We start from the raw sequence: 23,687 nt of genomic DNA, 5'->3' as shown, positions 1-23,687 counted from the left end.
CTCGGATCGGTCTGATTGACACTACCCCGTGAGATGAAGGGCAGGATAGGATCCTGCCCTTTCTTGTTGCGCCAGAGGCAGAGGTCGGTCCTCAGCTCATCATCAGCCAGCCGCAGAAACCCAGGTAAACCAGTCCCACCAGGGCGAGCCTGCCCGCCGTCATCCGCTCCCGACTGAACCCCCACCACAGCAGCGTGACCGCCAGCAGCGTCACCAGGGAGGAGGCCATCATGGTGCTGTCCAGCAGCCAGGGGGTGAACAGCAGGCAGAACGCCTTGGGAATGGTGCCCTGGATCATCATGGCCCCCGAGATATTGGCCAGCGCCAGCCGGTGTTTGCCCTGCCGCACCCAGATAAGCACGTTCATCAGCTCGGGCATTTCGGTGGCCACCGGGCTCAGCAGCAGGGCCGCCAGCACCGGAGAGAGACCGAACAGCTCGCCCATGTTCTCCAGCTGGTGAACGAACAGCTGGGCCGCCAGCGCCACCACACCGAGCGCCACCAGGGTTTGCAGCAGCACCTTGCCGAGCGCCGGGATCCTGGCGTGCGGATCCAGCTTGAGGGGGGAGGGCAATTCGGCCTCGTGGCTGTCGGTCTGTTTCAGCTCACGTCGCACATAGAGGAGGTAGATCAGCACGAACAGGGGGGCCAGCCAGGTTTTACCGGTGAAGACCACCATGCCAAGCAGCACGGCCAGCAGGAAGATGCCGGCAAACCAGGCCTGATCGCGGCCTATCTCCCGCTGCACCTCGCCATTGATGGATCTGTGCTCCCGGCTCATGCACAGCAGCAGGGTCACGCCGACGGCAGCATAGCCTATGGTAGCCAGCACCAGCGGGCCGCCGAGGGCCGCACCTATGCCTATCTGCTGCTGGGCGGGGGCATCCCCCATCAGCAGGGCGGTCAGGGTGACGATGCATTCGGGCAGGGCCGTGCCGAGGGCAGCCAGCAGAGAACCGGTGGCGCTTTGGGACAGTTTGAAATGATGGCCGGTCCATTCGATGCCGTTGACGAAGTATTCGCAGGCCAGATAGATGGTGACGGCAGAGATCAGAAATAACAGCAGGGTGATCAGCATGATGAGTAACCGCCAGGCGAGCAGAACAACCGATGGACCCGATACGGCTCGCCCGGCTGGCGTGCATATCGAGGCCAAAGGTCTTGCAGGACGATAGGTGCTATCGCCGCCCATGCCATGGATCTGTGGATCCAAGAGTGTTGACATGGGCCCTGCCCGGATTTCGGGCGGGTTGCTACTCCTCAGTGACAGTGCGGGCTTTTTACCAAGTGGTTCGGTGAGGCGCAAGGCCAACAGGGGATGATCCGCGCGACAAGTTGTAAAAGGATGTGACAACCCCTCGACTCTCCCGTCCGGGATCCTGATCTTTTTACGGGGATCCTTGTGCTGGCACAGCGATTGCTACGAGTTGGCTACTGTCCACATTGACTTGGGAAGGGTGAACGATGAAACGGTGGATCCAACATTTTTACCAGCTTAATCGCCTCAACTGGCTGATGGTCTGGCTGCTGCTTTGCTGCAGCATCATCCTGCTGTTTCCGGCCGGATTGATGAAAGGCGCCGTGAGCCAGTGGGCCACGGCTCATGCGGCCTGGCTTGGGGTCGGCATGTTGATCGCCATCTCCTATTTCTGCAGTCAGGGCTTCCTGATCGCCTGGGAGTGGGCCTGTGACGAGTGGCAGTCCCGCCGCCAGCAGGATCAACTGGCCCAGATGATTGGCTTCCTCGACTTCAACGAGAAGGCGGTGCTGCGGGAGTTCGTACTGCAACGGAAAAGCGTCATAAACCTGCCGATCACCGAACCCGCCGTCAAAAACCTGATGGATGCCGGCGTGCTCACCTACGCCTACGGCAAGCCGGCGCGAGAGAAGGAAGACGAGAACCAGATCCGCGCCCTGATGATCGCCCTGCCGGCGCGCCCTCTGCTGACCTACAAGGTTCTGGGACTGTCGCGGGGCAAGATGAGCGACGAGCAGGTGGAGCAGATCATGAATGCCAGGCCCAAATTCGCGCAGAAAAGCCTCCAGCGCTGACCTTCTCCCCCCATGAAAGAAAAGAGCCGGACATCTGTTCCGGCTCTTTGCTGTCTGGCGTTGCTTATTCGGTTCTGGCTTTGAGGTAGCCGGCGTAGTCGGGCACCTGGACGCTGAATGCCTGCTGCATGTGCGGGCTGTCCATGATGAAGTCCGCCGTCGCCTCGTTGGTGGCGACCGGGATGTTCCAGACGGCCGCGAGGCGCAGCAGGGCCTTGACGTCAGGATCGTGGGCGGCGGGATTGAGGGGATCCCAGAAGAAGATCATCACGTCTATCTTCCCTTCGGCGATGAGGGCGCCGAGCTGCTGATCCCCTCCCATGGGGCCGGAGAAGAGGCAGGTAATGGGCAGCTGCGCCTTCTTGCCGAGCAGGGTGCCCGTGGTGCCGGTCGCATAGAGATGGTGGAGCTTGAGCTCCTCCTTGCGCCGCAGCACCCAGTTCAGCAGAGGGGCTTTCATGTTGTCGTGAGCCACCAGGGCAACCCGTTTGTGGGGCGCCATCTCGCGTGCAATCAGTTCCATGGAGGTCATCCGTAGCAAAATGATGGGAATGGGGTCGTATCCTAATCGAAAGCGGCGCCTGCCGCTGCCCCATGCATCGTAACTGTGATCCCGGAGGCGGTTCAATCCGGCGCCTGCCATCCTGACAGCCTCTGGCCTGCCTTGTCAGCAACCAGGTTGGCTACCGTATCGTTCGGCAAGATCTCTGCCGCTGGTGCCATGAAAAAACCCGCCTGGGCGGGTTGGGATTGTCTCTTGATGTCATCGCGATTCAGGATGACTCGGCATGGAGCTGGGATTGCTGGTAGTTTTCCAGACCGATACGGGCGATGAGATCGAGTTGGGTTTCCAGCCAGTCCACATGGTCCTCTTCATCTTCCAGGATCTCCTGGAACAGGTCGCGGCTGACGTAGTCCTGCACAGACTCGGCATAGGTGATGGCGACTTTCAGGTCGGGGATGGCGTCCATCTCCAGAGACAAGTCACAGCGCAGCATCTCTTCCACCGTCTCACCGATGCGCAGCTTGCCCAGATCCTGCAAGTTGGGCAGCCCTTCCAGAAACAGCACCCGCTTGACCAGCTCGTCGGCATGTTTCATCTCATCGATGGATTCGTGATACTCCTTGTGCCCCAGCCCCTTGAGGCCCCAGTCATCATAGATGCGGGCATGCAGGAAGTATTGGTTGATGGCAACCAGCTCATTGGCCAGCACCTTGTTGAGGTGGGCAATGATTTTGGGATCTCCTTTCATCGACATTACTCCTCGTTTTCGAGCCTAGGCAACGATCACTAGAGCTTAGTCCAGAAACATGACCATAACGTGATGGGGAAAGTCGTCCTCTGGAGGGCAGAAGGAGAGATGAAGATGAGAAGTCGGCGGTTTTACGCCACTTCGTAATAGAGCGGTGCTTGCTCTGACTCCATCTTGTCGATTTCGGTAGCGATGATCTCCATCGCCATGCGCACACATTTACCACATTGGGCACCGACTTCCAGCGACTGTTTCAACTGTCGGAATTCAGTCTTGCCTGCCTGTACCGCCTTGCGGATCTGGTTATCTGTGATGCCGCGGCACAAACACACGTACATAATCTGGACCTCATGCTGGAATGAGATGAAATCTAAATGAGAATGGTTCGTAGTGCAAAGAACGAATGGTAATAAGATCCCGTGCTTGCCAGTGATTCCACCCTTGGGGAGAATGCCTTTATCAGAGAGGATGCGAACATGTTCAAAAAACTATTCAATGCCCTGTTCAAGGGAGAGATCGCCCAGAGCCCCGAGGTTGAGCCCATCGAATACATGGGCTATCTCATCTATCCCGAGCCCATGGCGGAAGGGGGGCAATACAGGCTGGCAGGTCGCATCACCAGGGAGATAGACGGGCAATTACAGACCCATCGCTTCATCCGCTCCGATCTCTTTGCCAACCCGGCGGATGCCGAGCGCTTCATGGTGCAAAAGGCCCATACCTTCATCGACCAGATGGGGGAGCGCATGTTTGAACCCCGTGTGAAGCCAGACGCCAGCCCAGCTCCATGATGTCAGCCGAGCTGCTCGCCTTGCGCCACGCTATCGCTCATGCCGGCGAGCGGCGTCTGATCTGGCTGGAAGGGGAGCAGGATGACTGCATCGTTCGTGCCGAATCCTTGCTGTGGGGGGCGGTGTTCTGGCTGGGGCAGGGTCCTGAGCGTCATGCTCCGCAGCCTGCCGCCAAGGCGCTTCAACGGCTCGGTCAGGAGTGCGACACCCTGGTATTCAATGCCTTCAGCGGTTTTCACCCCGATGCATTCGGTGCCTTGGCGGGGACATTGAGGGCTGGGGGGCTCTTGCTTCTGCTGACCCCGCCGCGGGAGGTATGGCCGACCTACCCAGACCCTGATCGTCAGAGGCTGGTCGCCCAGCCAGAGGAGGCCGATCGTGCCGGGCAGGGTTTCATCTCCCGGCTGGTACGGTTGCTGGCAGAAGATCCGGCGCGAGATCTGACGCCAGCCTCTTGTGATATTACCTGGCAGCCTCTCGACGGGAGCCGACCGCTGAGCGCGGATCAGGCCCGTGCGCTGCCCGCCATCCACAACGTGTTGCACGGCCATCGCCGCCGCCCCCTGGTGCTGAGCGCCGATCGCGGTCGTGGCAAGAGCGCCGTGCTGGGGCTGGCGAGCGCCGACTTGCTGAGTCGGGATCCGGCCTTGACGATAGCGGTGACGGCCCCTTCCCACGCTACAGTGGCGACACTTTTTGCCCATGCAGAGCGCGCGCTGGCAGAGATGCCTGAGCGGCTGGCCGGTCTGAGCTATGTGTCCCCTGATCGGGTGGCTCAAGGAGACGTGCTGGCGGATCTGCTGCTGGTAGATGAAGCCGCCGCCATCCCGACCCCACTGCTGGAGGCCATGCTGGCCCGCCACAGTCGTATTGTCTTCGCTACAACGGAGCACGGCTATGAGGGGACGGGGCGCGGCTTTCATCTGCGCTTCAAGCGGATACTCGATGAGCAAACCCCGGATTGGCAGGAGCTGCGCCTGGTGGAGCCCATTCGCTGGAGCCTGAGCGATCCGCTGGAGCCTCTGATCTTCCGGCTCCTTGGTCTGAATGCTGACATATCGGCACCTCATCCCCCGACATCACCGACCTGGCGCCTGGTCGGACAAGATGAGCTGGCCCGTGATGACGCGCTGCTCAATCGGGTGTTCGGCCTGCTCGTGCTGGCTCACTACCAGACCAGCCCCAGTGATCTGCGGTATTTGCTGGAGGGGCCGGATCTCGACATTCATCTGATGGAGCAGGGACAGGAGTTGCTCGGGGTGGCGCTGGTCGCGCGGGAGGGCAATATACCCCCTGATCTGGCGCACGCGATCTGGGCCGGACGAAGGCGCCCTCGTGGACATCTGCTGCCCCAGTCGCTGCTGGCCCACGCCGGTTTCGTGACGGCGGGGGAGCGCTCTTATGCCAGGGTGATGCGCATCGCCATCCATCCTGCCCTTCATCGTCTCGGGCTGGGGTCCCGGTTGCTGGACAAGCTGGTATCACATTATCGGGCATTACGGGTCGATTATCTGGGATCTGCCTTCTCCGCCAGTCCAGATCTGCTGCCATTCTGGCTCAAGGCGGGATTGAAGGTGCTGCGTCTTGGTCTGCAGCGCGATGCGGCCAGCGGCAGTCATGCAGCTTTGCTGCTGATGCCGTTGCAATCGGAATATCACGCCGAGCTGGCGCAATGGCGACAGCGTTTCATGAGCCAGTTGCCGGCCCTGCTGGCGGGTGAACTCAAGAGGCTGGATACCGAACTGGTCTGGCTATCCCTCAGAGGCGGACCTGTCACTCATGTGCCGGATCTGGATGAATTCGAGCATCGGGAACTCGATTGCTTTGCCCACCATCACAAGCCATTCGAATTGTGCCAGGCGACACTGCAACGCTGGCTACTCCGGCGAGTGATGATGCTGGATGCGTTAAGTCAGGATGAACGACGGTTGCTGATCGCCACCATCTGGCAATATGCGTCCTGGTCCGAGCTGGCTGCCCGACAGGGTGTCGCGGGCAAACCCGCCCTGATAAAAGCACTGCGCTCCCTGCTGGCCAGACTGCTGGCTCAGCAAGCACCAGCGGGCTGACCCCCGCCTCTGGCACGGCAGAAAACCACGGAGCCCGGGAGGACCCCATGGCCCCTCCCGGGTTCTGCACATCGATTCGACTCACCATGGCTAAAGCTCTCCCCGTTCAAGACGTGGCCACCCCGGGACCCGTTTCTCCCTCTTCCCTGCTCGCGTTTTGCCCATTGCCACTGCTCTGATGAGCCTGGTCAGGGCTGTCTGCATTTTGGTTTTTTCTGAATATGGACTAATACTTGAATGTGAAATGAATTTTAATAAATGCATTATTTTCAGATGGTTAGCGTCGGGTGTATTGAATGCAGGCCATCTTCTCCAACGTGCACAGGGAGTGCAATGTGAGAAACGATGCAGCTCAGGCAGGTGCCGGAATGATGATGTGGTTCATCAGCAGCAGCGCTTTTGCCAATGAGATCCGGTTCAACATGACGCGCGGGGCGACCGCCATCAGCCAGCAGGTCTATGACCTGCACATGACGATTTTCTATATCTGTTGCGTCATCGGTCTGCTCGTCTTCGGCATCATGTTCTGGTCCATCGTGCACCATCGAAAATCGCGCGGTGCCAAAGCCGCCCAGTTTCACGAAAGCACCCGCATCGAGTTGCTGTGGACGGCCATCCCCGTGTTGATACTGATCGCGATGGCGGCACCGGCAACCTCGACCCTGTTGAAGATGGAGGATACCTCCAAGGCCGATCTCACCGTCCTCGTCACGGGCTCGCAATGGAAATGGCATTACAAATACCTCGAGTATCCAGTGGCGTTTTATTCCCTGCTGGCGACCAGCAAACAGCAGATCTCCGGTGATGCCCCCAAGGGCGGCAATTATCTGCTGGAGGTGGATAACCCTCTGGTATTGCCGGTCGGCAAGAAGATCCGTTTCCTGATGACCTCGGACGATGTCATTCACTCCTGGTGGGTTCCCGCCTTCGCCGTGAAAAAAGACGCCAATCCTGGCTACATCAACGAGTCCTGGACCCGGATCGACAAGCCGGGCACCTATCGTGGGCAGTGCGCCGAGCTGTGCGGCAAGGATCACGGTTTCATGCCTGTGGTTGTGGTGGCCAAATCCGCAGAGGAGTTCGAGAAGTGGATTGCCAGAAAGGGAGACGAGCAGGCAACTGCCAAGGCACAGCAACAGGCGCAGGCAGCGGAGACCATGACGTTGCCACAAGCCATGGCACAGGGGGAGAAAGTCTATCTGGGGCACTGCGCTGCCTGTCATCAGCCCGCGGGTACCGGATTGCCCGGCATCTTCCCGGCGCTCAATGGCAGCAAGGTGACCACACAGGCGGAACATCGGGCCCAGCATCTGGACATCGTCCTGCATGGCAAGAGCGGCACGGCGATGCAGCCTTTTGGCAAACAGTTGACGGCGCAGGAACTGGCCGCCGTCATCACCTATGAACGCAATGCCTGGGATAACAAGACCGGCGACCTTGTGCAGCCAGCCGAGGTGCAGTCCCTTCTCAACCCGGCCAATCCGGACAAGGACAAGTGAGGCGTCGGCATGAGTGATGGAATCACGGATACCCCGCACAGCGAACATGTCCACCAGCCAGCGGCCGGTCTGAGGCGCTGGCTCTACACCACCAATCACAAGGACATCGGTACCCTCTATCTTTGCTTTGCCCTCACCATGTTCTTTACCGGTGGCGCCATGGCCATGGTGATCCGGGCAGAACTGTTCCAGCCCGGACTGCAACTGGTGGAACCCCTGTTTTTCAACCAGATGACCACGGTACACGGCCTCATCATGGTCTTTGGTGCCGTCATGCCCGCCTTCACCGGCCTCGCCAACTGGCTGATCCCCATCATGATTGGGGCTCCTGACATGGCGCTGCCCCGCATGAACAACTGGAGCTTCTGGATCCTGCCGTTTGCTTTCCTCATCCTCCTGTCGAGCCTGTTTATGGAGGGAGGCGGCCCCAGTTCTGGCTGGACCTTCTATGCCCCCCTGTCCACCCAGTACAGCGGCAACAGCACGGCCCTGTTCGTCTTTGCCATTCACATCATGGGGATCTCCTCCATCATGGGGGCCATCAACGTCATCGTGACCATCTTCAACCTGCGGGCGCCGGGCATGGGCTGGATGCAGATGCCGCTGTTTGTCTGGACCTGGCTCATCACGGCGTTTCTGCTCATCGCTGTCATGCCGGTGCTGGCGGCTGCGGTGACCATGGTGCTGACGGACAAGTATTTCGGGACCAGTTTCTTCGATGCGGCCGGTGGGGGGGATCCTGTCCTGTTTCAGCACATTTTCTGGTTCTTCGGGCACCCGGAAGTCTACATCATGATATTGCCGGCTTTCGGCATCGTCTCCAGCATCATTCCGACCTTCTCCCGCAAGAAGCTGTTCGGTTATCGCTCCATGGTCTATGCCACCAGCAGCATCGCCTTGCTCTCCTTCATGGTCTGGGCTCACCACATGTTCACCACCGGATTGCCCGTGGTGGCGGAGCTGTTCTTCATGTACACCACCATGTTGATCGCGGTGCCGACAGGGGTAAAGGTATTCAACTGGCTTGCTACCATGTGGCGTGGTTCTCTGACATTCGAGACCCCCATGCTGTTTGCCATCGCCTTCATCACCCTGTTCACCATTGGCGGTTTCTCCGGGCTGATGCTGGCCATGACGCCAGCTGATTTTCAGTATCACGACACCTATTTCGTAGTGGCCCATTTCCACTATGTGCTGGTGAACGGTGCCGTCTTCTCGATCCTGGCTGCGGCCTACTACTGGTTGCCGAAATGGACGGGGCACATGTATGACGAGCGGCTCGGCCAATGGCACTTCTGGTGTTCGCTCGTCTCGGTCAATGTGCTGTTTTTCCCCATGCATTTTGTCGGGCTGGCGGGCATGCCTCGCCGCATTCCCGATTACGCCCTGCAATTTGCCGACTTCAACATGCTGATCAGCCTGGGGGGCTTTGCCTTCGGCCTGTCCCAGCTGCTGTTTGTCTGGGGTGTGATCAAATGCATCAGAGGCGGAGCCAAGGCGAGCGATCGGGTATGGGAGGGGGCCGAGGGGCTGGAATGGACGCTCTCTTCTCCCCCTCCCTATCACAGTTTCCAGACTCCACCGGATATCCGGTCGGAAGAGCGTTAGGGAGGTCATATGACCAAGGTCAGTCATGCCCCCTTGCTCAGAAAACTGGCTCTGGTCGTGCTCGTCATGTTTGGTTTTGCCTTTGCGCTGGTGCCGCTTTATGACGTCTTCTGCCGGATCACCGGCCTCAATGGCAAGACGTCTGATCAAGCGGCCAGTACGGAGCGGGCGGTGATCGACAGCAAGCGGAGCATCCAGATCGAGTTTCTTGCTCATGCGGATACCCGGATGCCGTGGGAGTTCAGCGGTGAGACGGCTCGGCTGTCGGTGCGGCCGGGGGAGGTGAAGATGGTCAACTTTCGGGTGTTCAATCCCACGGAGCGGACCATGGTGGGTCAGGCGGTCCCGTCGGTCTCTCCCGGTCCCGCCGCGGCCTATCTGAAGAAAGTGGAGTGTTTCTGTTTCAATCGCCAGGAGCTGAGGGCAGGGCAGAGCAAGCTGATGCCGCTCAAGTTCTATATCGATCCGGCACTACCGGACAGCATCAATACCATCACGCTCTCCTACTCGCTCTATGACATCACGGCGTCCGTACCGGTACCGGCACTCGCACAGAGGAAATGACCATGGCCAAGGTGAACCAGACCTATTATGTCCCGGACCAGAGTCGCTGGCCCATCATTGGTGCCATTGCACTGTTTTTCCTGGCGTTGGGGGCGGGACATCTGGTCAATGAAGTGGCGAGTGGGCAGACCGGTTTCGGCCGGTATCTGATGATGGCCGGTGTCGCCCTGCTGGCATTCATGTTGTTTGGCTGGTTCCGTCACATCATCCGGGAGTCCATGACCGGGCTCTACAGCGCCCAGATGGACAGATCCTTCAGGCAGGGCATGGTCTGGTTCATCTTCTCCGAAGTGATGTTCTTTCTGGCTTTTTTCGGAGTGCTGTTCTATGCCCGCCAGCTTGCGGTGCCCTGGCTGGATGGTGCGGGCCACAGGGTGATGACGGGCCAGCTGCTGTGGCCGGATTTCACCGCTCACTGGCCCCTGCTCAAGACGCCCGGCGGGGCCACGACCCAGGCCATGCCCTGGCAGGGGATCCCCCTCATCAATACCCTGATCCTGCTCGGCTCCTCCGTGACCCTGCTGTTTGCACACATGAGTCTGGAAAACGGCAGACGCATGCGGCTCAAGGGGATGTTGCTGGCCACTGTGGTGCTCGGGCTGATATTCCTGTGGTTTCAAGGCTATGAGTATCTGCATGCCTATCGGGATCTCGGGCTGCGGCTGGATTCCGGCATCTATGGCAATACCTTCTTCATTCTGACCGGGTTCCATGGACTGCACGTGCTGCTGGGCACCCTTTTCCTGACCATCATCTGGCTGCGCATCATGTTGAGGGATCATTTCACCCCACAGCGTCATTTCGCTTTCCAGGCTGCGGCCTGGTACTGGCACTTCGTCGATGTGGTCTGGCTCTGTCTGTTCGTCTTTGTCTACCTGCTTTGATGCCGTGCTCAGTAGGGACGCGGGTTGGGCTCCAGCCAGCCCATCGCGAGAGAGAGCAGCAGTATGATGACCACCAGCAGGGAGAAGAAGACGCGCCGGCCCAGAGGTACCGACATCTTTTGCGTATTGCCTGCACTGAGCATCAGCCAGAGGGCGTGAAACAGCTGGCCGATGATGAGCAGCAGCATGAGTATCAGAACGACCTTGATCAACATCTTGGGATCCTCCTCGATATGCGCGATTCGGCTGCACGAGACAAGCGACGACCATGGCATCACAGACGCTGGTTCGTCTTGTTGTTCACTCTGGTGGTGACGGCCGGTTTGTGCAAGCTGGCGTTCTGGCAGTGGCAGCGCGGAATGGAAAAAACGGCCTGGCTGGCGCAGATGGCAAAGATGCAGCAGGCCGGGCCAAGGACATTGGCCCAGATCGACTGGCAACACCCGGAGTCACTGGATGGCCAGCCTCTGCAAGGGAAAGTCGAGTGGATCAGCCCTTATGTCTGGTTGCTGGACAACCAGATCGTCAACGGGGAGGTTGGCTATGACGTGCTCATCCCGGTACGCGCAGAGGGGGGATCCTCACTGTTGCTGGTCAACCTGGGATGGGTGCCCGCGCCATCCGACAGGTCGCAATTGCCCAATCCCGCCATCCCCGCCGCAATGACCCTTGAAGGTGTGCTGCGCATGGCTCCCGGCGGCTTCCTGTTGGGACAGAACATAGAACCAGGCCCCTACCCGAACCGGCTGCAATCCATCAGGGTCGAGACCCTGCGACAGGCAATCGGAGCCCCGCTTGCAGACGCCGTGTTGTATCAAAGACGAACCCCATTCCTCTATCACTACCAGCACAATGTCATGCCGCCCGAAAAACACCGGGCCTATGCGGTGCAATGGCTCGGCTTGGCGCTGGTGGTTCTGTCAGGGGGGGTCATGCTGACAAGGAGGTGCTCCCCATGAGCGGATGGCGACGCTGGCGGGTACCAGTGCTCTTTGCTGCGGTGATCCTGCTGCCTGTGGTGCTGGCGGCTCTGACTCTTCACCAGGGCTGGTATGAGCCCGGCACGCGTAGCAAGGGGCACTGGCTGCACCAGGAGATCTACCTGTTGCAACCGCTTCCTGCCCATCAGCACCAATGGCGACTGGTCTATCTGGTGGCCTCTCGCTGCGAGGGGCAATGCCGGCAGGTCCCCGCGCTGATGGCACGTATCCAGGCCGCACTTGGCCGTAATCTGGACAAGCTGGAGCTGGTCCAGTTGACGCCATCTCACGAGGCAAACAGTGAAATGAGGGAGGGGGATATACTGCTGGTGGACGCCCGCGGGCTGGCCATCTTGCGTTACGAGGTACCCGGCAGCACGACGACCTGGCCATTGCTTGGCAAGGCGGTACTGTCGGATCTGCAGCAACTGCTCAAATATCAGCGTGGGGTGCAGTGACGATGCCGCCGGCATGGAACTCGCATCTTCTGGTGACTGCACGGTCAACGAGGCGGCATATGAAGATGCACAAGAGGCTGGCATCCGTGGCCATTGCGCTGGCAGTTCTTGTCATCGCGCTCGGTGCTTATACCCGGTTGACGGATGCCGGGTTGGCTTGCCCCGATTGGCCTGGTTGCTATGGTTCCCTGGCCATTCCCCGCGCCGAGCATGCGGAACTGGCGGCACAGCGCTATCCGGCCAGCCCGCTTGTTCCTCACAAGGCGCGCAGCGAGATGGTGCATCGCTACTTCGCCGGGGTGCTGGGAGGCGTGATTGTGCTCCTGTCCGGCTTGGGCTGGCGTGCAGGCGGCCGACTGCGCCACCTCTCGCTCATCTTGCTGGTGCTGGTTGCGGGTCAGGCGGCACTGGGTATGTGGACGGTGACCCTGGCCCTGCATCCCCTGGTGGTGACCACTCATCTGCTGGGCGGCTTCGCCATCCTGACCTTGCTTTGGCTCTATCGGGCCGAATTGGCTGGTTTCCCTTCACCCCCGCCCGTACACCAGGGGGTGTCCTGGCTTGGCAGCATGGCCTGTGGCGTGTTGCTGCTGCAGATCGCGCTGGGGGGCTGGACGTCGGCGAACTATGCGGCCATGGCGTGTGTGGAGTTTCCCTTGTGCCAGGGCAACTGGCAGGCAGAGCTGAATTGGGCGCAAGCCTTTCATCTCCCTCTGGGGCACGCCAGCTATGAGTTCGGCGTGCTGGGCAAGGAGGCGCGCCAGACCATTCACATCGCCCATCGCCTGGGAGCGCTGACCACGGCCTTGCTGGTGGGAGCTTTCGCCCTCGCGCTGCTCTGCCAGCGGCCCCCCTTGAGAGGGTTTGGCTGGTTGTTGCTGGGTCTGCTGACCGTGCAGATTGCCTTGGGATTGGCGAACGTCCATCTGGCCCTGCCGCTGGCCAACGCCCTTGCACACAATCTGGTGGCCGCCCACCTGCTGGCCTGTTGTGTGCTGGCGCGCGGGAGCCTCTCTTTGCATCATCACGACCCCTTGGCATCCCCTGGGATGGTCAGGAGCCGGACATGAATGGGAGAGGGCGGGTGCAGCGCTTCGCCCTCCGCCGGGTGCACGATTATTGTCAGTTGACCAAACCAAAGGTGGTCGCCCTGCTGCTCCTGACCGCCTGGGTGGGCATGCTGCTGGCCGAGCCGACACGCGCCTCTCTGGACGAGATGATACTGGGCCTGGCGGGGATTGGACTGCTCGCTGCCGGGGCGGCGGCCATGAACCACTCTCTGGATAGCGGCATCGATGCCCGGATGCGCAGAACGCGCTGGCGCCCGGTCGCCATGGGACGGATCACGCCGGGGCAGGCGATGAGTTTCGCGATCTGTCTGGCGCTGTCGGGGTTTGTTCTGCTCCATTGGGGCGTGAATCCCCTGACTGCCTGGCTAACCCTGGCCAGCCTGTTCGGCTATGCGGTTGTCTATACCCTGCTGCTGAAGCGGGCCACGCCGCAGAATATTGTTATCGGCGGATTGGCGGGAGCCATGCCACCGCTCTTGGGCTGGACCAGCATCACGGGGCAGCTTTCGGCCGAGCCCTGGCTGCTGGTGATGATCATTTTTACCTGGACGCCGCCCCATTTCTGGTCTTTGGCCATCCACCGGCGCGATGACTATGCCGGTGCCGACATTCCCATGCTGCCGGTCACCCACGGCACCGATTTCACCAAGACCGCCATCCTGCTCTATCTGCTGATCCTGACGCTCGTCTGTCTGCTGCCCTATCTGATCGGCATGTCGGGGCTTGTCTACCTGGTCGGCAGCCTTGGGTTGAACCTCGGATTCTGCTGGCATGGTTGGCTGTTGAAGTACGGGGATCGGCCCGGCCAGGCGATGCGCACCTTCCGTTTCTCCATCTATCACCTGATGCTGCTGTTTGGTCTGCTTATTCTGGATCACCACTGGTTGTGGCGGTTGTCATGACGTTGATGCGGGTCGCGGTCGGGTGAATGGTGACGCTGCGTCGGTGCACTGCAGGGATGCACAGACCTGATGCAAAACAAGATGGCCCCAAGGGACCATCTTGTTTTCAGGGGGACGGAGTGGAGCCTAGAGCTTGACCATGATATGGCGCGGCACCGTGTAGTCCTCCAGCGCGTAGAGGGAGAGATCCTTGCCGTAGCCGGACATCTTCATGCCGCCGTGGGGCATCTCGGAGGTGAGCATGAAGTGGGTGTTGATCCAAGTGCAGCCGTACTGCAGGTGGCTGGCTACCTTGCTGGCAAGGCCGAGATCCCGGGTCCAGACCGAGCTGGCGAGGCCGTAGTCCGAGTCGTTGGCCCACTGCACCACCTGCTCGGCGTCGCCAAAGCGGGTCACCGACACCACCGGGCCGAACACCTCCCGGCGCACGATTTCATCTTCCTGACGGGCGTGGGCGATCAGGGTCGGTTCGAAGAAGAAACCGTTGCCGGGGCGGATCTTGCCTCCCGCCGTCACCTCCACGTGACCGCTGCTCTGGGCCCGCTCCACGAAGCTGGCCACCCGGTTGCGCTGCCGGTCCGAGATGAGCGGCCCCATCTCCACCCCCTCCTCGCGCGGACCGCCCACCTTGATGGAGGCAACCGCCTCGGTCATGGCGGCGACGAACTTGTCGTAGATCTTGCCCTGGGCATAGATGCGGCAAGCGGCTGTGCAATCCTGGCCGGCGTTGTAGAAGCCGAAGGTGCGAATGCCGGCCACCACGGCCTCCAAGTCTGCATCGTCAAAGATGATGACCGGCGCCTTGCCGCCAAGCTCCAGATGGGTGCGCTTCATGGTGCGGGCGGCGCTCTGCAGGATCTTCTGGCCAGTGGCGATGTCACCGGTCAGCGACACCATGCGCACCAGCGGGTGCTCCACCAGCGGTGCCCCCACGCTCTCGCCCCGGCCGCAGACGATGTTGATGACGCCGCGGGGGAAGAGCTCGCTGGCCAGCTCCGCCAGGCGCAGGGCGGTGAGCGGGGTCTGCTCGGAGGGCTTGAGCACCACCGTATTGCCGGCGGCGAGCACGGGGGCCATCTTCCAGGCCGCCATCATCAACGGATAGTTCCAGGGGGCGATACTGCCCACCACCCCGATGGGATCGCGGCGGATCATGCTGGTGTGCCCCTCGATGTACTCCCCCGCCAGCGGCCCCTGCAGGCAGCGAGCCGCGCCGGCGAAGAAGCGGAAGCAGTCCACTACCGCCGGCAGCTCGTCATTGAGCACCGCCAGATAGGGCTTGCCGCAGTTGAGGGATTCGAGCGCCGCAAACTCCTCGGCGTGGCGCTCGATGGCATCAGCCAGGCGCAGCAGCAGCGTGCTGCGTTGGGCCGGGGTGGTGCGGCTCCACTGGGCGAAGGCGCGTTGGGCGCCGTTCACCGCCCGGTTCACCTGCTCGAACGAGGCTTCTGGCACGGAGGCTATGAGCTCCCCGGTGGCCGGGTTGAGGATGGGCTCGGCCTGGCCGTCACCGGTGACGAACTGACCGTCGATCAAAAGTTGGGTAGAGAGTTTCATGGTTGCATCCTTGCGCACGCGTTGAGTCGTTATTTGCCACTGCCGGCAACGTCTTGGCCGTCGCGGGTGAGGTAGTAGGCAAGCAGAATGGGAATGGTGGTGAAGGCCACTATGATGAGCGCCACCACGTTGGTGACCGGCCTGTCCCGTGGCCGGATCAGCTCCTGATACATCCAGATCGGCAGCGTGGTCTGCTGGCCAGCGGTGAAGGTGGTGACGATCACCTCGTCAAAGCTGAGCGCGAACGCCAGCATGCCCCCCGCCAGCAGGGCGGTGGCGAGGTTGGGCAGGATCACGTAGCGCAGGGTCTGGAAGCCGTCGGCACCGAGATCCATCGACGCCTCGATGAGGCTCTGGTTGGTGCGGCGAAAGCGGGCCAGGGCATTGTTGTAGACCACCACTACGCAGAAGGTGGCGTGACCGATGACGATGGTCCAGAAGCTGAAAGGGATCTCCATCACCCCGTAGGCTGAGCGCAGCGCGATGCCGGTGACGATGCCGGGCAGGGCGATGGGCAGCACCAGCAAGAGCGACACCACCTCCTGGCCGAAGAAGCGGCTGCGGGCGATGGCCCCCGCCGCCAGGGTGCCGAGCACCATGGCGGCCAGCGTCGCCAGCCCCGCTACCTCCAGCGACAGCTGGATGGCGCGCCACACGTCGGGGCGGTTGAGGGTCACCTCGAACCACTTGAGGGTGAGCCCGGGCGGTGGGAACTGGTAGCTCTTGCTCTCGCTGGTGAAGGCGTAGAGGAAGATGAACAGGATCGGAAAGTGCAGGAACAGGAGACCGCCGATGGCCGCGTACTTGAGCAGGCCGGAGGGCTGGCTGCCATGGTCCCGCTTCATGGAAGTATTAGAGCGCATCGAAGGCCCCCAAGCGTTTCGCTGTCGTCAGGTGAATAGCCATGATCAGGATGGGCACCTGCGAACGTGTGTGGATGAGTGACATATGGGTATCAAAGCGCATCGAAGGCCCCCAGACGTTTCGCGATGGTCAGGTAGATGGCGATGATGAGGATCGGCACCAGCGAGAAGGCGGCGGCGAAGGGCAGGTTGCCCGCCGTGCCCTGCTGCATGTAGACCACCTGACCTATGTACATGGTGGAGTTGCCTATGATGCCGGGGATGATGTAGTCCCCCAGCGTCAGGGAGAAAGTGAAGATGGAGCCCGCCACCACGCCGGGCAGGGCCAGCGGCAGGATCAGGGTGCGAAAGGTCTGGGCCGGGGTGGCGCCGAGATCGCCGCTCGCCTCCAGCAAGGAGCGCGGGATCCGCACCACCGCAGCCTGGATGGGCAGGATCATGAAGGGCAGCCAGACGTAGACGAACACGATGAAGGTGCCGATGCGCGAGAACGACAACGACGGCCCCCCGATCACCGGCAGCGAGAGGATGGCGTCCAGCAGCCAGTCCAGCCCCAGGGTGTCTGCCAGCCAGCTGATGACCCCCTCCTTGGCCAGGATCAGCTTCCAGGCGTAGACCCGCACCAGATAGCTGGACCAGAGCGGCAGCATGATGCCGACGTAGAACAGGGCCCGGGTCTTGCCGCTGGTATAGCGCGCCATGTAGTAGGCGATCGGAAAACCGAGCAGGGCACAGGCCAGGGTCACCAGCAGCGACATGCCGACGGTGCGCAGGATCACGTCCAGGTTCTCCGCCCGCAGCAGGGCGACGAAGTTCTGCAGCCCCAGCTCGTGGCGGATCTGGCCGCTGAATTCGTCCAGCCCGAAGAAGGCGTTGGAGAGCAGCATCAGCAGGGAGCCGACATAGATGATGCCGAGCCAGATCAGGGGGGGCCCGAGCAGGATGGCCAGCAACAGACCTGGCCGCCCGTAGAGCAGGGTGGAGAGGCGCCGCAGCGGCCGATAGGAGAGGGGGGCAGTGGGTTGGCTCATGGCAAGGCTCGCACAGTGGGGGGCGCTCATGGTTGAGCTCCCAGAGGGGCGGTGTGCAGGCGATGGATCGCCTGCTCCGGCCAGCTGAGGTTGACCCGGGCGCCACGGGGCAGACGGGCCTGGCCCTCGTTGGGGTGGTTGACGATAAGCTCGAGCTGCTCGCCAAGATCGACCCGGTAGCGCCCGAAGGGGCCGAGGTACTCCACTTCGCGCACCTCCCCTGACCAGCCCGGTGTGCCGGCCTCGGCGAGGCGGATCCGCTCCGGGCGCACCATCATCTGCTGAGCATCGCCGCACAGACGGCGGGCCTGCTCCCCCTCGAACAGGTTGACGGTGCCGACGAAGCGGGCGACGAAGGGGGTGGCGGGGGCGTCGTAGATGGTATCCGGCGCGGCAATCTGCTCGATCTTGCCCTGATTGAAGATGCAGATGCGGTCGCTCATGGAGAGCGCCTCCTGCTGATCGTGGGTGACGAAGATGAAGGTGATGCCGAGTTGGCGCTGCAAGGCTTTCAGTTCGAGCTGCATCTGCTCGCGCAGCTTGAGGTCGAGGGCCCCGAGCGGCTCGTCCAGCAGCAGGATGCGCGGCTGGTTGATCAGTGCCCGGGCGATGGCGATGCGCTGGCGCTGGCCGCCGGAGAGCTGGCCCGGCTTGCGGTTGCCGACGCCGGGCAGGCGCACCAGTTCCAGCATCTCGTCCACCTTGCGGTAACGCTCCGCCTTGGCGACGCCCTTGAGCATCAGGCCGTAGCCGATGTTGTCGCGCACATCCATGTTGGGAAACAGGGCATAGTCCTGAAACACGGTATTGAGGTTGCGATCGTAGGGGGGCACGGTGGAGCAGGGCTCGCCAAACAGCTGGATCTCCCCCTCGCTCGGGTATTCGAAGCCCGCGATCATCCGCAGGCAGGTAGTCTTGCCGGAACCGCTCGGCCCCAGCAGGGTGAAAAACTCGCCGGCCGGGATCTGGAAGGAGATGTCGTCGACCGCCTTCACCTCGCCATAGTGGCGGCTGACCCGGTCAAATTGTACGGCATTCATGGGACGTCCTTGTCTGTGTGGGAAGCGGGCCGGACTCCTGTCCGGCCCCATCTGGTTATCCGGTCTTAGCGGCCACCCAGGATGGCGATATAGTCCGAAACCCAGCGATAGTAGGGCACGCAGGTTCCCTGCCGCTGGGATATGGCCTTGTTCTACCAGCATCAGCGGCCACCCAGAATAGCGATATAGTCCGAGACCCAGCGGTAGTAGGGCACGCAGGTTCCCTGGCTCTTGCACTGGGAGACAGGGGTACGCCAGAAGTGAACCCGATCGAAGTTGTCGATGCCGTTGGTCTTGCACCCCTCTTTCCCGAGCAGGGCATTGCCCTCGCAGGCGGCCGGTACCACGGGCACGGAGCCGAACCAGGAGGCGAGATCCCCCTGCAGCTTGTTGTTGAGGGAGTGCTCCAGCCACTGATAGGCACAGGTGAGGTTCTTCGCCTCGCTGTGCACCATGCTGGTATCGGCCCAGCCGGTGACGCCCTCCTTGGGCACCGTCGTGGCGATGGGCTGCTTGTCGGCGATCAGGGTATTGGCCTGGAACGGCCAGGAGCCGGAGGCCACCACCCCCTCGTTCTTGAAGTCGTCGATCTGGACGAAGGCATCGTGCCAGTAGCGCCCGACCAGCTTGCGCTGCTGGCGCAGGAGGTCGAGGGCGGCCTTGTACTGATCCTCGTTCAGCTCGTAGGGATCCTTGATGCCGAGCGCCGGCTGGTGGCTCATCAGATAGAGGGCCGCATCGGCGATGTGAATGGGGCCGTCAAATGCCTGCACCCGCCCCTTGTTGGACTTGCCGTCCGGCAGGGTCTGCTCCTCGAACACCACGCTCCAGGAGTCGGGCGCCTTGGGGAACACCTTGGTGTTGTACATCAAGATGTTGCCGCCCCACTGGTAGGGCACGCCGTAGTGCTTGCCGTCTACCGTGTGCCAGGGGGCATTCTGCAGGCGGGGGTCTATCTTGCCGTAGCTCGGGATGAGCGCCAGGTTGAGCACCTGCACCTTGCCGCCGGCGATGAGGCGCAGGCTGGCGTCGCCGGAGGCGGTCACCAGATCGAAGCCTCCCTCGTTCATCAGCGCCACCATCTCGTCCGAGGTGGCGGCCGTCTTGACGTTGACCTTGCAGCCGGTCTCTTTCTCGAAGCCGGTGACCCAGTCGTAGTTCTTGTCGGTCTCGCCGCGCTCCACGTAGCCGGCCCAGGCCACGATGTTGAGCTGGCCTTCACCCTTGCCGAGGGTGGTGGGGGCAGCCTGGACCTGGCCTGCCAGCAGCACCGGGATCAGGGCCAGGGTCAGAGGGGTCAATTTCATCTTGCTCTCCTTGCATGATTGGCAACCGTGGCGGCGCCACAGTAGGCATTAACATCCTGTTAACCAGCCATGAGCGTAGGAGAAGCCGGGAGCAATGAGAATTTCAATTTTTAACGGCTTTGGTATCTGCAAAATCGATATCGAGTGCAGATGAATCTGTTTTTTTGCCGGAGTCACGGCTGTTCAGGCTCAGTCCTAGCGGGGGAGGTGCTGGCGGGCCCGCAGCCGGCTCTGATCTCTGGCGATGTCGATGAACTCGCGTGCGGCCCAGTCAAGGCGCGAGCCGCGCCGCCACACCAGGCCAATGTCGATGGCGGGAATGGGCTCCTTGATGGCGCGGGCCTCGACCCGCTCCTGCTCCAGCGACCAGGGGCGGTAGGCAAAGTCCGGCAGCAGGGCGAGTCCGAGCTGGCTCGCCACCAGGCTGCGTACCGCCTCCACCGAGGCGGTACGCAGCACGATGCGCGGCGAGATGCCGTAGCGGCGCAGGCCGCCGCCGATGATCTGGTCCAGCTGGTCGGCGGTCAGCGAGATCATGGGCTCCTCGCCGAGCGCCTTGAGGGAGAGGGTCGACTCGGCGCAGAGGGGGTGGTTGGCGGCGAGCCAGACCCGCAGCGGCGAGCGGGTCAGCAACTCGGTATCGAACGCCTCCTGGCGGATGGTGCGGTTGGTCATCAGGATCCCCACGTCCACCTCGCCGTTGACGATCTGGTGTTCGAGATAGGGCTGCTCATCCTCCTTCACCTCGATCTGTACCGCCGGGAAGGCGCGGCGAAAACGGCCGAGAGCCTCCGACAGATAGTAGCCTGCCACCAGCGTGGTTACGCCTATGGTAAGCCGCCCCTGATCCTGCTGGGCCACCGCCTTGAGGGACTGGCCGGCTTCGGTCATGGCGCTTAGGATGCGACGGGCGTGCAGCAGAAACTGGTGGCCCTGGGTGGTGAGGCTGACGCCGCGCGGGTTGCGCTCGAACAGGGCGCGCCGAGCTCGGTCTCCAGCTCGCGGATGGCGCTGGTGACCGCCGACTGGGAGATGTGCAGCTCGGCGGCTGCCCGGCTCACCGAGAAGCTGTCGGCCACCGCCACGAAATAGCGGATCTGGCGAAAGGTGAAGTTCATCTGGGCGTCCTGCCACGTGGGATCAAGGTGGGTGCCAGCTTAACCTCGAATCGCACCCAGACAAAAGGCGCTGTGATGGCGCCTTTGTCGTTGTTTTTACGGAAATTAGCGGGTTGTCACCGCCTCTGTGACCGGTACACGGTTCACTCCCTTGCCCAGATAGGCGAGGGTGATGGTCACTATGATGCAGGTGAAGCTGAGCCACATGTAGGGCAGGTAGTCGAGGGTCGCTACCCCGAGGACCCCTGCCATGAAGATGCCGTTGTCGCTCCAGGGCACCATGCCGCAGGTGAGGGTGCCGCCAAACTCGGCGTTGCGGGAGAGGTTCTTGCGCGCAAGCCCCAGTCTGTCGTAGTTCTTGGCCATGATCTTGGGGGTCAGGATCAGCGATACATACATAGCGGAACCGAACACGTTGGCCAGGAAGGCGGTGCCGATGGTGTGGCTGGTCAGGCTGCCGGCGCTGTTGATGCGCTTCTCGAAGGCACTGGCGATGACGGAGAGGATGCCGACCTTCTCCAGCAGACCGCCGAAGCCCAAGCCGAAGATGATGACGGCCACGGAACCCAGCATGGACTCCATGCCGCCACGGCCCAGGATGTTGTCGATGAAATCGACGCCTGAGGTGATGGCAAACGGGCTGTAGGCGGAGTGCATCGCCTTCACCGGATCCATGTCCTGGAAGACGATGGCCCAGACAAGACCCAGCAAGGCGCCGAAGCTGATCACCGGGAAGGCGGGCTTGCGGTTGGCCAACAGGCCCAGCACCAGCACCACGGGCACTATGGCCATGGGGGTGATGTTGAACTGCTTGTCGAGGGCGTCCATCACCAGATTGACCTGCTCCAGGCTGACGTTGCCGGAGTACTGCATGCCGACCACGGTGAACAGGGCGGCGGTGATGACGTAGGAGAACAGGCTGATGGGCAGCATCCCCTTGATGTGTTCCATCACGTCGACGTTGGACATGGTCGAGGCCAGCACCACGGAGTCGGAGAGCGGGGAGAGCTTGTCACCGAAGTAGACGCCGGAGAGCACGGCACCGGCTACCAGCGGCGCGGGTACCCCCAGGCTGTGGCCTATACCCATCATGGCGATGCCGGCGGTGGCCGCCGAGCCCCAGGAGGTGCCGGTGGCCAGCGAGGTGAGAGAGCAGATGATCAGGGTCGCCAGCAGGAAGATGGAGGGGTGTATCACCTTGAGGCCGAAGTAGATGATGCTGGGGACGATGCCGCCGGCAATCCAGGTGCCCACCAGGGCACCGACGGAGATCAGTATCAGGATGGCCCCCATCCCCTTGGCGACGCCGTCGACTGCCGCCTGTTCCAGGGATTTGTAATCATGGCCGAGCTTGATGCCGAGCCCCATGATGACGAACCAGGCGATGAACAGTGCCAGCTGGATTGGCAGATCCAGCACGCTGGTGAAGGAGAAGGCCAGGGCCAGGAAAATGGCCAGGCAGGCAAATACTTGCGACATGCCCGGCAATCGGATGTGGTGTTGTTGGTTTTGCATAGACGCTCCCTAAACTCTTGCTCGCCAAGGTCAGCCCCTCTCGTCCTGCGGATGTGTCGATCCCGAGAGGCTTACCAAAAGAGGGCGCAATCTACCATAAAGCGGAGGTGTAAAATCCCTGCTCATTCGGAAAAACAGCTTTAAAATTTTAAAATCCCACAAAATAGTTGATCTAATCGGCATTTTTCACTGTTCAATCGACACCGTTTGATAGCCGGAGATCCATAGGCAAGTTCGATTGCAGATGGCAACACCAAATATGATAATGGTTATCATTAATCTTTTTTCGGACCAATGCCAATGAACTGGATAGCACGCGCTCTGCTCTTGGCCGCCCTTCTGGTGGTGCTGGTCTGGGGTCAGGAGAAGGAATACGGGTTCTGGAGCCTGGGGTTCTTGCTGGCTGCCTGGGTCATGCTGGAACCCAGGCTGAGACCGGTGTTGATCCTGCTGCCGGTTGCGGGAATGACAGGGGTCGTCACTCTGCTCTGGCAGCAGGGCTGGCATTAAGCCTGGCGAGTGGGGACGGCCTGGATCTTGTCGTAGGCCTGGCGCAGGGAGGCGATGACCTTCTTCTCCATCTCGCTGCGTTCGGCGTCTGTCGTGAAGTAGATCATGTCGACATCGTGACGGATGTAGTGTGAGGGAAGCTGGTTGAGTGTCAGGCAGCAGAGGTCTGCCAGCTGATAGGGGGTCAATGTTCGAGCCAACCCCTGCTTTTCTATCTCCTTGAGCACCAGATGCTCATAGAAGTTGTGAATATCGGTATCCAGGATCATGGGAAAACCCCCGTGGTGGCGCAGCATCTTCAACAGCATAGCCATGGGGCATGAAAACACAAAAGGCCCGTTACTCTCGTAACGGGCCTTTGCAGAATGATGGTGCGAAGAGAGGGACTCGAACCCTCACATCCGTGGGACACTAACACCTGAAGCTAGCGCGTCTACCAATTCCGCCACCTTCGCACACTGATTTTCTCCAGCTGGTTTTTAAATGCGGTTGGAGCGCATTTTCTGCGTTTTACATGCCAGAAGCATGGTGCGAAGAGAGGGACTCGAACCCTCACACCCGGGGGGCACTAACACCTGAAGCTAGCGCGTCTACCAATTCCGCCACCTTCGCACAT

24 protein-coding genes, 2 tRNA genes, 1 pseudogene and 1 riboswitch are annotated in these 23,687 nt (G+C 61.3%); of the genes and pseudogenes, 12 read left to right on the top strand and 15 right to left on the bottom strand.

All coding sequences use genetic code 11. From position 1 onward, the window contains the following. Window positions 1–91 precede the first annotated feature (91 nt). The gene (locus AB5Y70_RS00495; protein WP_043152882.1) at window positions 92–1,078 is read right to left on the bottom strand and encodes a sodium:calcium antiporter; all 987 of its coding nucleotides are present in this window, start codon (window positions 1,076–1,078) and stop codon (window positions 92–94) included. A gap of 89 nt (window positions 1,079–1,167) precedes the next feature. Next, a riboswitch (yybP-ykoY riboswitch) is annotated at window positions 1,168–1,274 on the bottom strand. 190 nt (window positions 1,275–1,464) lie between these two features. Here AB5Y70_RS00495 and AB5Y70_RS00490 point away from each other — a divergent pair. Beyond that, a complete protein-coding gene (locus tag AB5Y70_RS00490; protein WP_041213974.1) occupies window positions 1,465–2,052 on the top strand; it encodes a superinfection exclusion B family protein in 588 nt (195 codons plus the stop codon). Between the two features lie 64 nt (window positions 2,053–2,116). Here AB5Y70_RS00490 and AB5Y70_RS00485 read toward each other — a convergent pair whose 3' ends face one another. From AB5Y70_RS00485 to AB5Y70_RS00475, 3 genes are all read right to left on the bottom strand, one after another. Next, window positions 2,117–2,575 (bottom strand): methylglyoxal synthase, encoded by a 459-nt coding sequence (locus tag AB5Y70_RS00485; protein ID WP_041211864.1) that lies wholly within the window; start codon window positions 2,573–2,575, stop codon window positions 2,117–2,119. 250 nt (window positions 2,576–2,825) lie between these two features. Continuing rightward, entirely contained in the window at window positions 2,826–3,305 is a 480-nt protein-coding gene (gene bfr, locus AB5Y70_RS00480) for a bacterioferritin (RefSeq protein WP_042015144.1), read from the bottom strand. A 131-nt stretch (window positions 3,306–3,436) separates the two neighbouring features. Continuing rightward, the gene (locus tag AB5Y70_RS00475; protein WP_010675777.1) at window positions 3,437–3,643 is read right to left on the bottom strand and encodes a bacterioferritin-associated ferredoxin; all 207 of its coding nucleotides are present in this window, start codon (window positions 3,641–3,643) and stop codon (window positions 3,437–3,439) included. Between the two features lie 138 nt (window positions 3,644–3,781). Here AB5Y70_RS00475 and AB5Y70_RS00470 point away from each other — a divergent pair, with 138 nt between their 5' ends. The 6 genes from AB5Y70_RS00470 (at window position 3,782) to AB5Y70_RS00445 (ending at window position 10,720) form a co-directional block, all read left to right on the top strand. After that, window positions 3,782–4,096: an HlyU family transcriptional regulator gene (locus AB5Y70_RS00470; protein WP_041211748.1), complete on the top strand. Its 315-nt coding sequence runs from the start codon at window positions 3,782–3,784 to the stop codon at window positions 4,094–4,096. Beyond that, window positions 4,093–6,165, top strand: coding sequence for a tRNA(Met) cytidine acetyltransferase TmcA (locus AB5Y70_RS00465; protein WP_043152877.1), 2,073 nt, complete (start codon window positions 4,093–4,095; stop codon window positions 6,163–6,165). Before AB5Y70_RS00470 ends, AB5Y70_RS00465 begins: the two co-directional genes overlap by 4 nt. Before the next feature lie 368 nt (window positions 6,166–6,533). Beyond that, entirely contained in the window at window positions 6,534–7,664 is a 1,131-nt protein-coding gene (gene coxB, locus AB5Y70_RS00460) for a cytochrome c oxidase subunit II (protein WP_223917946.1), read from the top strand. 9 nt (window positions 7,665–7,673) lie between these two features. After that, window positions 7,674–9,272 (top strand): cytochrome c oxidase subunit I, encoded by a 1,599-nt coding sequence (gene ctaD / locus AB5Y70_RS00455; protein WP_043152876.1) that lies wholly within the window; start codon window positions 7,674–7,676, stop codon window positions 9,270–9,272. 9 nt (window positions 9,273–9,281) lie between these two features. Next, window positions 9,282–9,836: a cytochrome c oxidase assembly protein gene (locus AB5Y70_RS00450; RefSeq protein ID WP_043152875.1), complete on the top strand. Its 555-nt coding sequence runs from the start codon at window positions 9,282–9,284 to the stop codon at window positions 9,834–9,836. Between the two features lie 2 nt (window positions 9,837–9,838). Next, on the top strand, window positions 9,839–10,720 hold the full coding sequence (locus tag AB5Y70_RS00445) for a cytochrome c oxidase subunit 3 (protein WP_043152874.1): 882 nt from the start codon (window positions 9,839–9,841) through the stop codon (window positions 10,718–10,720). A gap of 8 nt (window positions 10,721–10,728) precedes the next feature. On the opposite strand, the gene AB5Y70_RS00440 is transcribed toward AB5Y70_RS00445, so the two are convergent. After that, complete coding sequence (locus tag AB5Y70_RS00440) at window positions 10,729–10,935, bottom strand: DUF2909 family protein (RefSeq protein WP_043152873.1); 207 nt, start codon at window positions 10,933–10,935, stop codon at window positions 10,729–10,731. A gap of 78 nt (window positions 10,936–11,013) precedes the next feature. Here AB5Y70_RS00440 and AB5Y70_RS00435 point away from each other — a divergent pair, with 78 nt between their 5' ends. From AB5Y70_RS00435 to cyoE, 4 genes are read left to right on the top strand one after another with little or no spacing between them, the layout of a single operon-like run. Continuing rightward, on the top strand, window positions 11,014–11,679 hold the full coding sequence (locus AB5Y70_RS00435) for an SURF1 family protein (RefSeq protein ID WP_223917947.1): 666 nt from the start codon (window positions 11,014–11,016) through the stop codon (window positions 11,677–11,679). Then, on the top strand, window positions 11,676–12,158 hold the full coding sequence (locus AB5Y70_RS00430; protein WP_043152870.1) for a hypothetical protein: 483 nt from the start codon (window positions 11,676–11,678) through the stop codon (window positions 12,156–12,158). Before AB5Y70_RS00435 ends, AB5Y70_RS00430 begins: the two co-directional genes overlap by 4 nt. Before the next feature lie 59 nt (window positions 12,159–12,217). Next, window positions 12,218–13,228: a heme A synthase gene (locus AB5Y70_RS00425; RefSeq protein ID WP_043152869.1), complete on the top strand. Its 1,011-nt coding sequence runs from the start codon at window positions 12,218–12,220 to the stop codon at window positions 13,226–13,228. Next, window positions 13,225–14,130 (top strand): heme o synthase, encoded by a 906-nt coding sequence (cyoE, locus tag AB5Y70_RS00420; RefSeq protein ID WP_043152868.1) that lies wholly within the window; start codon window positions 13,225–13,227, stop codon window positions 14,128–14,130. The genes AB5Y70_RS00425 and cyoE overlap by 4 nt, the downstream gene beginning before the upstream one ends. Window positions 14,131–14,256: 126 nt before the next feature. Here cyoE and AB5Y70_RS00415 read toward each other — a convergent pair whose 3' ends face one another. The 7 genes and pseudogenes from AB5Y70_RS00415 to nhaC form a co-directional block, all read right to left on the bottom strand. Then, window positions 14,257–15,687 carry a gamma-aminobutyraldehyde dehydrogenase gene (locus AB5Y70_RS00415; protein WP_043152867.1) on the bottom strand — a complete coding sequence of 477 codons (1,431 nt, stop codon included), beginning with the start codon at window positions 15,685–15,687 and terminating at the stop codon, window positions 14,257–14,259. Between the two features lie 29 nt (window positions 15,688–15,716). Next, window positions 15,717–16,532, bottom strand: a complete 816-nt coding sequence (locus AB5Y70_RS00410) for an ABC transporter permease (RefSeq protein ID WP_019840685.1) — start codon at window positions 16,530–16,532, stop codon at window positions 15,717–15,719. Between the two features lie 110 nt (window positions 16,533–16,642). Further along, window positions 16,643–17,611, bottom strand: a complete 969-nt coding sequence (locus AB5Y70_RS00405; RefSeq protein ID WP_043152865.1) for an ABC transporter permease — start codon at window positions 17,609–17,611, stop codon at window positions 16,643–16,645. Then, window positions 17,608–18,621, bottom strand: coding sequence for an ABC transporter ATP-binding protein (locus AB5Y70_RS00400; protein WP_043152864.1), 1,014 nt, complete (start codon window positions 18,619–18,621; stop codon window positions 17,608–17,610). The genes AB5Y70_RS00405 and AB5Y70_RS00400 overlap by 4 nt, the downstream gene beginning before the upstream one ends. A 161-nt stretch (window positions 18,622–18,782) precedes the next feature. After that, complete coding sequence (locus tag AB5Y70_RS00395; RefSeq protein ID WP_043152863.1) at window positions 18,783–19,928, bottom strand: ABC transporter substrate-binding protein; 1,146 nt, start codon at window positions 19,926–19,928, stop codon at window positions 18,783–18,785. 195 nt (window positions 19,929–20,123) lie between these two features. Next, window positions 20,124–21,046: pseudogene (locus tag AB5Y70_RS00390) on the bottom strand (LysR family transcriptional regulator). 105 nt (window positions 21,047–21,151) lie between these two features. Further along, on the bottom strand, window positions 21,152–22,561 hold the full coding sequence (gene nhaC / locus AB5Y70_RS00385; protein ID WP_103243757.1) for a Na+/H+ antiporter NhaC: 1,410 nt from the start codon (window positions 22,559–22,561) through the stop codon (window positions 21,152–21,154). 300 nt (window positions 22,562–22,861) lie between these two features. Here nhaC and AB5Y70_RS00380 point away from each other — a divergent pair, with 300 nt between their 5' ends. Continuing rightward, the gene (locus tag AB5Y70_RS00380) at window positions 22,862–23,071 is read left to right on the top strand and encodes a hypothetical protein (RefSeq protein ID WP_171865440.1); all 210 of its coding nucleotides are present in this window, start codon (window positions 22,862–22,864) and stop codon (window positions 23,069–23,071) included. On the opposite strand, the gene AB5Y70_RS00375 is transcribed toward AB5Y70_RS00380, so the two are convergent. From AB5Y70_RS00375 to AB5Y70_RS00365, 3 genes are all read right to left on the bottom strand, one after another. Next, complete coding sequence (locus AB5Y70_RS00375; protein ID WP_029314828.1) at window positions 23,068–23,340, bottom strand: late competence development ComFB family protein; 273 nt, start codon at window positions 23,338–23,340, stop codon at window positions 23,068–23,070. The genes AB5Y70_RS00380 and AB5Y70_RS00375 overlap by 4 nt on opposite strands. Window positions 23,341–23,440: 100 nt before the next feature. Beyond that, a tRNA-Leu gene (locus AB5Y70_RS00370) sits at window positions 23,441–23,526 on the bottom strand. Between the two features lie 71 nt (window positions 23,527–23,597). After that, window positions 23,598–23,683: transfer RNA gene (locus AB5Y70_RS00365), tRNA-Leu, on the bottom strand. Window positions 23,684–23,687 lie beyond the last annotated feature (4 nt).

Origin of the sequence: Aeromonas sp. s1(2024) (assembly GCF_040908005.1) — a bacterium.
Taxonomy (GTDB): domain Bacteria; phylum Pseudomonadota; class Gammaproteobacteria; order Enterobacterales; family Aeromonadaceae; genus Aeromonas; species Aeromonas caviae.
The sequence above is the reverse complement of the archived record's forward strand: the minus strand, read 5'-3'. Positions and strand labels throughout refer to the sequence as shown.